This window comes from Actinomadura terrae (assembly GCF_022751215.1).
Lineage (GTDB): Bacteria > Actinomycetota > Actinomycetes > Streptosporangiales > Streptosporangiaceae > Spirillospora > Spirillospora terrae.
In genome coordinates this window covers 86,120-99,724 of the sequence record NZ_JAICDG010000001.1, presented here as the reverse complement: position 1 = coordinate 99,724, position 13,605 = coordinate 86,120, and the positions used below count along the sequence as shown (strand labels likewise).

The window sequence follows — 13,605 nt, the reverse complement described above, 5'->3', positions numbered from 1 at the left end:
GGGGGACGACCCTCGCGGTCCGGAGAGGGGAACGGCCGGTGTCCTATGGGCGGATGGCAGGCGGGTACGGAGCCGGGGGACCCTCCGTCGACACGATCCTCTCGGAGCCGAACTGCCGGCCCGGCGGTGTCGTGGCGGGGAAGGTGCACCTGCGCGGCGGGGACCGTCCCGTGGAGATCCGCCACGTGACGCTGGCGCTGATGCCGCGCATGCAGAACGGCTACGGCGGCGAGACCGCCGGGCCCGAGGTCTACCGGGGCGCGCTCACCCGCGGCTTCACCCTGGAGGCCGGGCGGCAGCGCGACATGGCGTTCTCGATCCCGCTGCCCTACGAACTGCCGTTCACGACCGTCCTCGGGCATGAACTGCCGGGGTTCACGATCGGGATGTGCACCGAAGTGGACGCCAAGGGCCAGCCCGACCCCGGGGACGTCGACCCGATCTCGGTGGAGCCGCTGGAGTCCCAGCAGTGGGTGCTCGCCTCCATCGCGCGGCTCGGGTTCCAGATCTCGAACGTGACGTTCGAGTCGTCCAAACTGCGCGGCCTCTCCCAGCAGTTGCCCTTCCACCAGGAGATCCACCTGGCGCCGCCGTCCGCCTACCGGGGGCGGCTGGACAGCGTCGGCTTGAGCTTCATCGCCAGCCCGCGCAGCATGGCGTTCGTGCTGCGCGCGGAGGAGCGCTCCGCCCCCTCGGACGAGTCGTTCGGCGTGTTCCAGGTGGGGCACGCCGAGGCCGCCGAGACGGACTGGAACGCCAAGATCGGCCAGTGGCTTGAGGCCGCCGCCGCTCTGCCGCGCGCCGCGTCATCCCCCTCCTCTGGACCTGGCGGATCGGGTGGCGCATACGGCGGGCCGCCTCCGGGGCCCGCCGCCCATGGGCAGGCTCCTCTTCCGCCGCCCGGCGGGCATTACCCGCCCCCTCCCGGACAGCCGGGGCAGCAGCCCGCGGCGGCCGCCTATGGCGGTCCGGGTGAGTACGGGCAGCCGGGCAACGCCCAGTTCCCGCCTCCCGCGCCAGCTCCCGGACAGTCTCCGGCGCCCATGCACACGCCCGGGCACGCTCCTCCGCCCGGCCCGACGCCCCGGCATGCGCCACCGCCCGGACATGCGCCTCCGCCTCCCGGGCCCGGCTTCGGGAACCCGCCTGGCTATCCGCCCGGCCCCGGGAACGCACCCGGATATCCGCCTGCACCCGGGCACGCTCCGTCCGGTCCCGGGTATCCGCCTCCTGCCGCGCCAGGGCACGCGCCCATGCCGGGGGCTCCGCAGGCGCATCCGCATGGCCATCCGCATGCGCCTCCGCCCGCGCCAGGCGGCGCGGTTCCGTATGCACCGCCGCCTGCGCCCCCGGGACCCGGCGCGGCGCCCTATCCGCCCGCCCCTGGAGGGCCGCCTCCCGGTTATATGCATCACGGCCCGCACGGCCACCACGGTCACCGGGGCCACCTCGGCCACGGTGTGGCGGCGGCGGGGCTGGTCGGAGGTGCCGCTGCGGCGGGCATCGCGGGAGGCATGGCGGTCGGCGCCATGGGTGACGCTGCCGTAGGCGCAGCGGGCTTCGCGCAGAACGTCGCGGGATACGCGGCCGGCGTGCCCGTGGACGCGTTCGGGAACGCCGTCGCCGGATACGCCGGGCAGGTGGCCGGACAAGTCGCCGGGAACGTCGCCGGCAACGTGATCGGAGACGTCGCGGGCGGTGTCGTCGGAGACGTCGCGGGCGATGTCGCCGGTGAGATCGCGGGCGGCGTCGGTGAGATCCTCGGCGGGCTGCTCGGCGGCCTGTTCGGCTGATCCCGCGCGATCCAGGAGGCCCGGCGGCCCCTTGGAGCACCAGGGGGCGCGGACGTCCCACGGAAATGCCGGGCCTTTCGGACGAGATCTGCCGCACCCAGGGCCAACGGGCCGCCCGCTGGTTAAGGTCGGATTGCAGACCGCCTCCCGAGGAGCCACATGACCACCGTGATCCTGGTCCTGCTGTGCCTTGCGATCGCCGGACGCGAGTTCTACATCGCCTCCGACAAGCGGCTCCCCCGCGCGCAAGCGGACCTGCGCGACCTGCGTACGCAGCTGGCCGAGCTGTCCAAGCGCCACGAGACGCTGCAAAGCGAGGTCGCGGCGAGCGCCGTGCCGTCCGGCATCCCGATCCCGCAGCCGGCCTCCGACATGTCCGACCTGGTGGAGTCCCGGATCGACGCCGTCAACGCCCGGGTGGAGCGCCTGGAGAAGGAGGTGGGCGAGATCTCCGCCGAGCTGGCGGGCCTCGACCTCGACCGCGACGCGCAGCGCGCGCTCGCCCGCTCCCTGGACGCGGTGGAGCAGGACATCACCGAACTGCACCGGGAGATGCTCGACCGCCTCGACCACGAGGAGGGCGTCGTCACCGGGCTCGTCGTCAGCGAGGAGGGCGAGGCCGAGGCGCTGCTGGCCGAGGCCTACGAGCGCTGCGCCGCCGAGTACGGGCTGCGCGTCCGCATCCGCGACCAGCGGTCCGGGCAGGCCGCGAGCGGCTCCTACTGGGGCACGGTGTACTACCTGTCCGGACGGCGCGCCGACCCGCTCGCCGAGGAGCTGTTCTCCTACGCGCGCGGCCTCTACGACCCGCAGGACCCGTCCGGCGTCAGCGCCCTGCTGTCCGAGCTCGCCCATCTGAGCGGTGGCGGCGTCGCGCGGCTCGGCGCGTTCACGGTCGTCCGCACGACGAGCGCGCTCGTCTGCGGCCTTCTCAGGGACGCGGGCGACCGCCCGGTGCCGTCGGAGCCGTGGGAGCTCGCGGGCTACATCCGCGAACTCCCCGACGAGCTCCAGTGCGACCTCTCCTGGCTCCGCCCCCAGAACTGATCCGGGGGCGTCCCGAGAACCGATCAGGGGCGGAGCCGGTCAGGGACGGACGAAGCGGGGCGCCGCCGTGTCGTCCACCCGGAAGGCCAGCAGGCACCGGGGCGTCCGCGCGGCGTCGATCCGCAGCGCCAGCCCGAGCCCGAGGTCCGGGTCGACGAAGACGACGCGCCTGAGCGCCCGCAGTGCCCCCCGCGTGCGCGCGCCCGCGTCCGGCCGCCCGCCGTCGCGGAGCGTGCCCGTGACCACGCGGCCCGCGTACCGCCACAGCGCCACCGAGTCCAGGACCCGCGCCCCGGCGGAGGCCAGGTGCGCCACGATCACGACACCCGTGTCGTCGTCCTCCCGGGCGTCCGGCGGCGGCAGCGTCCCGTCGCCCGGCGCCAAGGGGCCGCCCACGGCGCGGTGGTAGCGCAGCGGATCCAGCGTGTCGATGACGAACGTCCCCACATAGGGCCTGGACGCGCGGGGCGGACCGGAACTCCCCCGGGACGCCCTCCGCTCCTCCAGGTGGGCACTGAGGTCGAACACCATTCCGGCGTCGTCCAGCCATGCGGGCAGGCCCAGCCTGGCGGCGGCGGGACGGTCGAGCCCCTCCATCGTCTGCCAGATCTCGTCGGTGCGGCGCGTCAGCGTCGCCGCCATGCCGCGCCCGGGGAACGCGCCCTCCAGCACGGCGACCATCGCCCGCCACGTGGAGCTTCCGGCGAACTCCGTCACGAACGCGTCGGCGAGCGCCTCACGCCGCGCCGGGTCCGCCATGGGCCCCCGCGGCCCGGGCGGCGGTTCGGCGGGGGGTTCGGGCTGCCTGGGCGCCCACTGGACGTCGCGTCCTCTGGGCGGCTCGGCCGACAGGCCCTTGGGAGGCAGGGACGGCACGTCCGGGACGGTGTGCCCCGACCCCTCGCCTATGTCGCCGCCTATGTCGCTGTCGCGTTCGTGCCGTCCACCCTTCCACTCCGTATAGGGATCGTCCTCAAGGGGTCCTCCGCGCAATGGGGACGGCTCTTCGCGGGTGGACGACGGCTCACCGAACGGCACCGATCCGGTCGCCGCGTCCCCGGGGCCTCTGGGGGGAGGCACCGCCTCGCTGGAGGGAACCCACCTGTTCGTGTCCGCGGGAGGCGGCTCGCTGGGCCGCGAAGTCCACGGAGAGGATGCCGGCGGTATCCCGGGCGTCATTCCCGGCGCCGGGTCCTCACGGGTGGGCCCGGCGCCAGGCGGCTCCTCCTGCGGGGAGGGCGGTGGACTCGACGTCCAGGACGCGTTCTCTGACGTGGACCAGGGCTCGGACGTAGGCGGAGGCCCGGGTGGGGGTGGCTGGGGAAGGTAGTCCTCGCGCGTGACGGACGCGTTCTGCGGAGGCGGCGCCGTACCGAAGGGCGTCGTGCCGAAGGGCTCCGTACCGAAGGGCGGTTTGACAGCGGGTTCCTGGTTCGCGGACTCCGATGTGGAGGGCGGTTCGGCCGCGGGCGGCGTGCCCTGGGGCGGCGTGCCCCGGGGAGGGGTGTCCCGGAGGGGCGCGTCGCGGGGAGGCTCCGGGGAGGGCGTGTCCTGGGGTGGTGCGTAGGGCGTCCAGGGGTCCTCCTGGTCGCGCCTGCCTGCCGACGGCTCGCGCGTGCCCGCCGGTTCGCGCTTGCCTGCCACGTGGACGTCGCCGGGATAGGGGCCGGGGGGAGGGGCCGGGTGGTCGGGTTCGTCCTCGGGGTCGATTGTCACGGTCACGATCCTGCGCCGAGAACAAGATCATCGGCAACCGGATCACGGGCCGAACAGCGCGGCGCACAGGGGTTCGGCGGCGTCCACGACGGTCAGGAACGGCGGGTCGGGGCGGAGCCGGACGGGGACCTCGCGGCGCATCGGGTCGCGGGTGCCCTGCGCGGCGGCGATGTCCTGGAGGCCGACGGTGACGATGTCGGGGAGGTCGACGGCGGTGGGATGCTCGCTGGTCCGGAGCTGGTCGAGCCACAGGTCGAGGACGCTGCGGGCCAGGCCGTTCAGAAGCCGCCCCCACGGTTCGACGAGGTCGGCGGGGACGTTCTCCGACTGCACCTCGGGCAGCCCGAACCGGGCCAGGCCCTGGGTCGAGAACCAGAAGCCGCCGGGCCCGGACGTATGCGGAAGGAGCATCCAGTCGACGAGCCGGATCGTGCCGTCGGGCCCGGGCAGGGAGCGCTGGAGGGACTCCTGGGACAGAAGCTGAGGGGTGAACACGTCCACGACAAGGGCGGCGCTGGGAGCGGCGATGGCACCGGCCACGGCGCGCGCGGCCCACTCGTGGGCGGGCGGCCAGCCGGGACGGTACGCGGCCCGGACGGCGAGCAGGTGGGACGCGGCGCCGAGCGTCCTGACGTCGCGGGGGGTGGCGTTGTAGGCACCGGGCAGCGGCGGGAAGTCACCGGCGGGACGCTGGTCGAGCGTGAGCATCGGACTGTCGAGCATGCCGAGGACGAGGTCGCGGAGGGGGGCGCCGAAGCGGCGGGCGACCTCCCGGTGGGCCAGCGCGGCCGGGTCGGGGACGGGGCGGGCGAGCGCGACGGCGTAGGTGCCGTAGAGGGTCTCCGGTACGGGCAGCGTCAGCGTGTCACCCAACTCGTCCCCCGGTGGGTCCTCGGGTCGTCACCCTCGATCAGAACGGACGGGGGCACGCGAGAGTAGATGGCGCCGGGGGGACAGTTACCTCCCAGGCTCGGACCCCTCGGGCTCGCACTCCTCGGGCTCGCACTCCTCGGCCTCGCGCGGGAGGGGGTGCTCGAACCAGACGACCTTGCCGTGGTCGGTGCGGTGCGTCCCCCAGCGCGCGGCCAGATGGCTGACGAGTTGCAGGCCGCGCCCGGACTCGTCGGTGGCCTCGGCGTGGCAGAGCTGGGGCATCTCCTGGCCGTCGTCGTGGACTTCGCCGAGCAGGGTCCTGCCCTTGATGAGCCGCAGGCCGATCGCCCCGGCGCCGTGGACGAGCGCGTTGGTGACGAGTTCGCTGACGAGCAGCTGGACGTTGTCGGTGATCCCCTCCATCCGCCAGTCGAGGAGGCGGTCGGCGACCTGCGCGCGGGCCAGCGGCACCATGTCGGGCTCGGGTTCCAGCTCCCAGGTCGCGACGTCGCCGCCGGGGATGCCGTCCAGGCCGACGGCGACGATGGCGATGTCGTCGGCGGGGGTGGCGGTGCCGAGCGCGGCCAGGAGCGCGTCGCAGGCGCAGTCGAGCGGCCGGGTGTCGCCCGCGAGCTCGGCCCGCATCTCCTCCAGCCCCTGGTCGATGTCGCGGTCCCGGCGTTCGAGGAGCCCGTCGGTGCACAGCACGAGGCGCGAGCCGTCCGCGACGTCGATCTCCACGGTCTCGAACGGCTCGCCGCCGACGCCGATCGGGACGCCGGGCGGGACGGGCAGCACCCGCGAGTCGCCGCCCGGCGCCACCAGCACCGGCGGGACGTGCCCGGCGTTGGCGAGGCGGCAGCGCCGCGCGATCGGGTCGTACACGGCGTACAGGCAGGTGGCGAGGTAGTCCTCGCCGAGCCGCCGGGCGAGGACGTCGAGCTGGCGGAGCAGGATGTCGGGCCGCATGTCCTGGGCGGCGAGGGTGCGGACGGTCGTCCGCAGCTGGCCCATGATCGCGGCGGAGGTGAGGCCGTGCCCCATGACGTCGCCGACCACGATGCCGAGGCGGCAGCCGGGCAGCGGGATGGCGTCGAACCAGTCGCCGCCGACCTGCGCGGCCTGCCCGGCGGGACGGTAGCGGTAGCACACGCGCGCGCCCGCGACCTCCGGCGGGTCGTCCGGGAGCATGCTGCGCTGGAGTTCCTGCGCGACCTGGACCTCGCGCCGGTAGAGCCGCCCGCTGTCGATGCAGAGCGCGGCCCGGCGGGACAGCTCGTCGACCATGGCGAGGTCGAGTTCGTCGAAGCCGGGGCGGTCGGGCTTGCGGAGCAGCTCGAACGTGCCGAGGACGCGGCCGCGCGCGATGAGCGGGGCGATCAGCAGCGTCCGGTCGGCGTACAGGGCCCGCAGATCGACGCCGAGCGAGGCGGAGATCTGCGCGGAGCTCTCCGGGCTGACCCGGGGGATGTGCACGGGCCGCCCGGTGCGCATGGCCTGGACGAAAGGCGAGCGTTTCTGGAACGACAGCCTCGCGTCGCGGGGGACGGTGTCCTCCCAGCGGCCGGGGTCGTCGTTGTGGGCGACGGCGACGCGGCGCATCTGCGTGATCTCGCCGATCTCGCCGACGGGCGGCGCCGAGTCGGCGACGACGCCTTCGAGGAGGTCGACGGCGGCGAAGTCGGCGAGCCGGGGCACCAGCACCTCGGCGAGCGTCCGGGCGGCTTGCAGATGGTCCAGCGAACTGCCGATCTGCTGCCCGGCCTCGCTGAGGAAGGTCAGCGGCTCCATCACGGCCATCGCCTCTATTCCCTGTTCGGGGCGCGGATCGGGGGCGGGCGACCCGGCGGCGCGGGGTCTGACCCGGAGCGCGCGCGGCACGTCGCCCCGGTAGGGGGCGACGGGGAGCCGGACGTGCACGCTGAGGTTGAGGGCGGGCGCGCCGAGGCCGAGGACGCGGGAGGTGATCGGCTCGGCGGCGGGCCCCGTCACGGGGAGCAGTTCGAGAAGGTGGCGGGTGAACGGCGCGATCTGGGGCCCGCCCCTGGACGGGGGCGCCAGCGCGGGTTCGACGCGCAGGAGCCGTGCCCCGGCGGCGCGGTGCGCGGACCCGTCGGGGTGGGCGACGAGGACGCCGTCCATCATGAGGCCGGTGCCGTCGGTGCGGAGCCGCCGCAGATCGGCGGCGAGCGCGAGGACGCGGATGCCGGGGTCGCCCTCGTCCGCTCCCGGACGGTCGATGGGGTACACCCACCACCCGACCTCCGCGAGCTCCCCGTTGTCGACGCGGGGGACGGAGCACGCGCCGCACCATACGTATCCGTACACGTCCGGCTCGAACGCGGCGCGGTGCTCCTGCGGGAGCCTCAGCACCGTGGTCAGCGGGCGGCCGAGCGCCTGGCAGCGCCCCAGGCCGAACAGCTCGGCGGCGGTGCGGTCCCAGTGGGTGACCCGGCCGCGCCCGTCCAGTGTGACGGCGGCCATGTGGGCGACGCCGAGCAGGTTCTGCTCCAGGAACCGGGGCGCGTGGGCGTCCCGGAGAACGCCCACGTCCACATCGACGTCCGCGCCCACATCCACGTCCGCGCCTGCGGGCACGGACGTGCCCGAATCAGGCGGTTCCAGGGGCGTGCCGCCTTCCGCATGCGGCGGCGAGTGACTTCCGATGAGGCTCACGCGGACCCCTCCCTGCGCGAGGGCGCGGCACATCCGGCAACCAATGGTGAACGGAAGATTACCTTGAGTGAAGGCGCAGCGCCGCCGTTCCGCTAAACTGGCTCGGGTGAGTGCTCACTCAATACGTGGGCCGTGCTAGTGTCCAGCGGCACGCGGGAGGTGGCGACGGAGTGGCAGCGGTGACGGAGCCGATGCGGGACAGGATCCTCGCGGCGGCGATCGAGGTGATCCGCGGCCGCGGGATCACGGCCGCGACGACCAAGGAGATCGCGCGCAACGCGGGCGTCTCCGAGGGCAGCCTCTACAACCACTTCGCCAACAAGACGGCGCTGTTCGCGGCGGCGTTGGGCGAGGTCACGGCCACCGCGCGGACGGCGATGGCGGCTCTGATGGGCTCGGTCGGACAGGGCACGGTCGAGGGCAACCTCGTCCGGCTCGCGGCCGACATGATCCGCTTCTACGGCGAGCTGCTGCCGATGACCGGGCCCGTCCTCGCCGACCCCGAGCTGATCGCCTGGCTGCGGGCGGACGGCCCCGCCAGGGCGCAGGAGGCCGCGCAGGCCAAACCGCGGGGACGGGCCAGGAGTGGCCAGGACGCGGCGCCCTCCGGCACGGCGTCCTCCAGCACGGCGTCCTCCAGCACGGGCCTTCCGGGCGCGCCCGGCGGCCCGCCCGCCGGTCCTCCGGGCGGCGCCACCGCCGGGCCGGTCCTCGGCCACGCGGCCCTCATCGGCTACCTGGAGGCCGAGCAGCGGGCCGGACGCGTCCTGGACGGCGCGCCCCTCCCCTACCTCGCCGCCGCCCTGCTGGGCGGCTGCCAGCAGCACGCCTTCCTGATCCGGCTCGCCGGGCCGGAGCCGGTCGCGACCGGGGCACGGCTTCCGGACGACCCGGAGGAGTTCGCCGCGTCCCTGGTCCCCGCGATCATCACCGGCCACGTCCCCTCCTGAAGCGCGCATCCCCTGAAGCGCGCATTTTTGTCGCGTTCCAACGAGCGACGGGACGTTCCATCGGCCCCTTAGGTGCACAGACCGCACAAACTGACCGAATGCGGCAAACGGCACCGATGTCACATTGACACCCATCCTGCCTCGGCAGACGATCACGCAACCCCCGTTGTGATCCATGTCAGGGAGGCGCGATGGCGCGCACGGTTGTCCGGCACGCCCGTTTTCGGCGCGGAAGACTCACGCCCATTCTGGCCGCGGCGGCGCTCCTGATCGGAACGCTCGCCGCAGCCCCCGCGAACGCATCGCCGCCCACCCCGGCGGCGGGCGGCCCCGTGGACGTCTACTCCGGCGAGCTGACCGCCGACCAGGTGAAGCTGCTGGACCGGTCCGGCGTCGACCGGGAGGACGTCAGCATCGGCCAGGGCCAGGGCGGCCGCCTGCACGTGGAGGCCGTCATGAACGGCCTCCAGGCGACGGCGCTCGCCAGGCAGGGGCTGCCCCTCACGGTGAAGAAGGTGCAGGGCAAGGACGTCGAGCAGCGCCTCAAGGCCGCTCCGCCGAAGGTGTTCCGCCCCTACAGCGGCGCGGGGAACATCCATGACGAGCTGCTGAAGGTCGCCGCCGACCACCCGTCCATCGCGAAGGCCGTGGACCTGGGGACGTCCGTCCAGGGCAAGCCCATCACCGCCGTCCGCGTCAGCAAGGACGTCGCGACGCTCAAGGACCACACCCGTCCCGTGGTCGTCTACCAGGGGACGCAGCACGCGCGCGAGTGGATCACGCCGGAGATGGTCCGCCGCCTCCTGCACCACTACGTCGAGGGCTACGGCAGGGACGCGGAGCTCACGAAGATCGTCGACACGACGGAGCTGTGGTTCCTGCCCGTCGTCAACGTCGACGGGTACGACCTGACGTTCACCGACGGTTTCCGGCTCTGGCGCAAGAACGCCCATGACAACAACGGCGACGGCAAGATCACGGCCGGTGACGGCGTCGACCTCAACCGCAACTTCCCCTACAAGTGGGGCTACGACAACGAGGGGTCGTCGCCGAACCCGGCGAACGAGACCTTCCGCGGCGCCTCCCCCGCGTCCGAGCCGGAGACGAACGCGCAGACCGGGCTCTACAAGCGCGTCCGCCCGACCTACCTCGTCAACTACCACTCCGCCGCGGAGCTGCTGCTGCACGGCGTCGGATGGCAGGCGCTCACCCGCAGCCCCGACGACGTGATCCATGACGCGCTCGTGGGCGACATCGACCACCCCGCCGTCCCCGGGTACACGCCGGAGCTCGGCGCGCAGCTCTACACCACCAACGGCGACACCGACGGCCAGGCCGACAACGAATACGGCGCGCTGTCGATCACGCCGGAGATGGCGACGTGCCGGACCGCCGCCAACACCTTCCCGGACGATGAGTGGACGCCCGACAAGTGCGGCAGCATCTTCGAGTTCCCGGACGACGAGCGGCTGATCGCGCACGAGTTCCAGAAGAACCTGCCGTTCGCGCTCTCCGTGGGCAAGTCCGCGCAGACGCCCGACAACCCCGTCTCGTCCGTCGGACGCGTCGCCCCCGACTTCGAGACCAGCGCGTTCTCCACGTCGCTCGGCTCCACCCAGGAGGTCTCGTCCTACATCCGCCGGTCGGTGCGGAACAGGGACCTCAACTACCGGATCAACGGCGGACGCGTCCGCCACGACGGCGCCCGCGAATGGCGCGGCGGTGAGCGGTTCGGGGACGAGAACGACAACTACTACGCCGAATACCGCGGCAAGGTCACCGGGCAGAGGCCCGGCGACAAGGTCGAGGTGTGGTTCAGCGGGGAGAAGGCCGGAAAGCGCGTCGAGGGCAAGCACTTCACCTACACGGTCCAGTCCCGGCGCGGCGCGGACGTCCTGGTGATAGCGGACGAGGACTACCGCGGCATCAACCCGACCTACCCGGCCGGGACGAACGCGCCCCTCTACGCGCGCCAGTACGCCGACCTGGTGAAGTCCGCCGAGCACAAGCCGCTCGTGTGGGACATCGACAAGCAGGGCGCGCCGAGCAGCCTCGGCGTCCTGAAGCACTTCAAGGCGGTCGTCTGGTATCTCGGCGACAACCGCCTGACGCAGGACGCGGCCGACGACCCGGTCAGGACCCACCAGGGCGACGCCCACGACGCCCAGGTGGCCGACCGCGCGAAGGACCTGGTGCTATCGGTCCGCGCCTACCTGAACGAGGGCGGCAAACTCCTCCACACCGGTGAGACGAGCGGCTACTTCGGGCAGCTGAGCAAGGTGAACGGCGGCGGGATCTACTACGGGCTGAAGGGGCACCCCGAGAAGCCGTGCGTCGTCTCCGGCAACTACCGCGACGACTGCGAACTGCTCTCGGACGACTTCTTCCAGTACTACCTCGGCGCCTTCGACCGGCAGCTGGTGGGCGCGCCGAAGCAGTTCACCGGGACGAAGGACCCGTTCGACGGGATCACGTCCAACCTGACCGGGACCAAATCCAACCCGCTCAACGAGGCGGGCGGATTCCAGGTCACCTCGACTCTCCTGCCGGTGAAGGACTTCCCGCAGTTCCGGAGCTGGAAGGCCGGCGACTACCTGGGCGCCGCCGCGCCCAGCGAGCCGGTCGAGGGCCAGTGGTACGTGGCGGGCCCGCACCAGGACTCGGCCTACCGGCGGCTGACCCGCACGGTGGACCTGTCCTCCGTCACGGCGGCGCAGGCCCCCGCCCTCCAGGCCCAGCTCTCCTACAGCACCGAGACGGGCTTCGACAACATCGTCCTGGAGGCGCACACCGTCGGCGCCGACGACTGGACCACGCTGCCCGACCGCAACGGCCGGACGCGCGCCGTCGTCCCCGCAGAGTGCGAACAGGGTTACCTGCTCACACTGCACCCCTTCCTGAAGCACTACATCACCGGAGGGACGCCGTGCAGCGCGTCGGGAAGCTCCGGGAGCTGGAACGCCATAACGGGCAACTCCAACGGCTGGGTGCCGACCTCGTTCGACCTGTCCGCCTACGCGGGCAAGAAGGTCGAGGTGTCCCTCAGCTACGTGAGCGACCCGGGCACCGGCGGCGCCGGGCTGTTCGTGGACGACACCAAGGTCACCACGACCGGCGGCCTGCTCGACGCGGAGGGCTTCGAGTCCGGGCTCGGCCCCTGGAGCATCCAGGGCGCCCCTGCCGGGAGCCCGGGCAACGCGTCGGAGTTCGCGCGGGCGCAGGCGTTGATCGACTCGGTCGCGGCGGTCGCGACCAGGGACACCGTCCTGCTCGGCTTCGGCGTCGAGCAGGCCGGGACTCCGGAGGAGCAGCGGGCCCTGGTGCGCCGGGCCCTTGATCACCTGCTCGACTGATCCAGAGATCGGCTGATCCGAAGATCGGCTGACTCGGCGATCGGCTGATCCGGAGAGACCGAGGGCCCCGGCCGGGAACCACCCCACCGGCCGGGGCCCTCGCCTTCCCATCCCTCGCCGCCCTGTATCGCCGATTGCGAGCGCTTCTACCCTCCGGGTGCCTGATGTGATGGACGACACGCAACCCTGGCCCCCTCCCCGGGCGTCTTACAAAACGGGAACCACCACTGACGAGTGGAAGCGCCCGACCGGCCAAGCCCGCGACGTCCCGGCCCCCGGGGTCGCCTGGCGGCACCGGCCCGCGCGAACCCCCGGCCCGCCACACGAGGCCGGTCCCCACACGATGCCGGCCCTCCCAGCAAGCCCCAGGAGAACGGCACGGCGCCGCGAGGACCCTTCGCTGCGCCGCGCCCGCAGGCCGGTTCCGAACCCGTCGGGAACGGTGGCACGTACCACCCAGCACGGGGGGCGGCTCGTCCGCCCGGTCCGCGCGCGCCCCCGAACGCGCGCAAGCAACCGGCCCTCACGGGTCACGACCAACGGGGAGCGATGATGACCGCTGTCACCATGCCCGTCCGCCGGCCGGCCGAGCACGGCACGAAGACGGAGCGCTACGCGAAGACCGAGCGCCACGAGAAGACCGAGCGCTACGAGCGCGACGTCCTGCCGCTGGCCGACCCGCTGTACGCGAGCGCGGTGCGGATGACCCGCAACAGCGCCGACGCCGAGGACCTGGTGCAGGAGACGCTGGCCAAGGCCTACGTCAACTTCCACCAGTTCCAGGAGGGCACGAACCTCAAGGCGTGGCTCCACCGCATCCTCACCAACAACTTCATCAACACTTACCGCAAGAAGCAGCGCGAGCCCCAGCGCGCCGGCTCCGAGGAGCTGGAGGAGTGGCAGATCGCCCAGGCGCAGGCGGACGCGTCCGGCTTCCGCTCGGCCGAGAGCGAGGCCCTCGACCACATCCCCGACTCCGGGGTCGTTGCCGCCCTGCGCGCCCTCCCGAAGGACTTCCGGGACGCGGTGTACCTCGCCGACGTCGAGGGCTACCCCTACAAGGAGATCGCCGAGATGATGGGCACCCCCATCGGCACGGTGATGTCCCGCCTGCACCGGGGCCGCAAGCAGCTCCGCGAGGCCCTCGCCGACCACCGCCGGGCGCACATCCTCGCCGCCTGACCGGCCCCAGCTCCC

The 13,605-nt window shown here is 73.1% G+C and carries 8 protein-coding genes; 5 read left to right on the top strand and 3 right to left on the bottom strand.

The features are described from left to right. Window positions 1-53: 53 nt before the first annotated feature. A complete protein-coding gene (locus K2F47_RS40330) occupies window positions 54-1,793 on the top strand; it encodes a sporulation protein (protein ID WP_272496393.1) in 1,740 nt (579 codons plus the stop codon). 159 nt (window positions 1,794-1,952) lie between these two features. Beyond that, on the top strand, window positions 1,953-2,840 hold the full coding sequence (locus K2F47_RS00425) for a hypothetical protein (protein ID WP_242900637.1): 888 nt from the start codon (window positions 1,953-1,955) through the stop codon (window positions 2,838-2,840). A 39-nt stretch (window positions 2,841-2,879) separates the two neighbouring features. Here the strand turns inward: K2F47_RS00425 and K2F47_RS00420 are convergent, their stop codons facing one another. The 3 genes from K2F47_RS00420 to K2F47_RS00410 form a co-directional block, all read right to left on the bottom strand. Further along, window positions 2,880-3,920 carry a hypothetical protein gene (locus K2F47_RS00420; protein WP_242900636.1) on the bottom strand — a complete coding sequence of 347 codons (1,041 nt, stop codon included), beginning with the start codon at window positions 3,918-3,920 and terminating at the stop codon, window positions 2,880-2,882. A gap of 678 nt (window positions 3,921-4,598) precedes the next feature. Next, window positions 4,599-5,429, bottom strand: coding sequence for a hypothetical protein (locus K2F47_RS00415; protein WP_242900635.1), 831 nt, complete (start codon window positions 5,427-5,429; stop codon window positions 4,599-4,601). An 84-nt stretch (window positions 5,430-5,513) separates the two neighbouring features. Beyond that, window positions 5,514-8,105 (bottom strand): ATP-binding SpoIIE family protein phosphatase, encoded by a 2,592-nt coding sequence (locus tag K2F47_RS00410; RefSeq protein WP_242900634.1) that lies wholly within the window; start codon window positions 8,103-8,105, stop codon window positions 5,514-5,516. Window positions 8,106-8,296: 191 nt separating this feature from the next. Here K2F47_RS00410 and K2F47_RS00405 point away from each other — a divergent pair, with 191 nt between their 5' ends. The 3 genes from K2F47_RS00405 (at window position 8,297) to K2F47_RS00395 (ending at window position 13,590) form a co-directional block, all read left to right on the top strand. After that, window positions 8,297-9,055: a TetR/AcrR family transcriptional regulator gene (locus K2F47_RS00405; protein WP_242900633.1), complete on the top strand. Its 759-nt coding sequence runs from the start codon at window positions 8,297-8,299 to the stop codon at window positions 9,053-9,055. Between the two features lie 191 nt (window positions 9,056-9,246). After that, window positions 9,247-12,408, top strand: a complete 3,162-nt coding sequence (locus tag K2F47_RS00400; protein WP_242900632.1) for a M14 family metallopeptidase — start codon at window positions 9,247-9,249, stop codon at window positions 12,406-12,408. 549 nt (window positions 12,409-12,957) lie between these two features. Continuing rightward, a complete protein-coding gene (locus tag K2F47_RS00395; RefSeq protein WP_272496392.1) occupies window positions 12,958-13,590 on the top strand; it encodes a sigma-70 family RNA polymerase sigma factor in 633 nt (210 codons plus the stop codon). Window positions 13,591-13,605 lie beyond the last annotated feature (15 nt).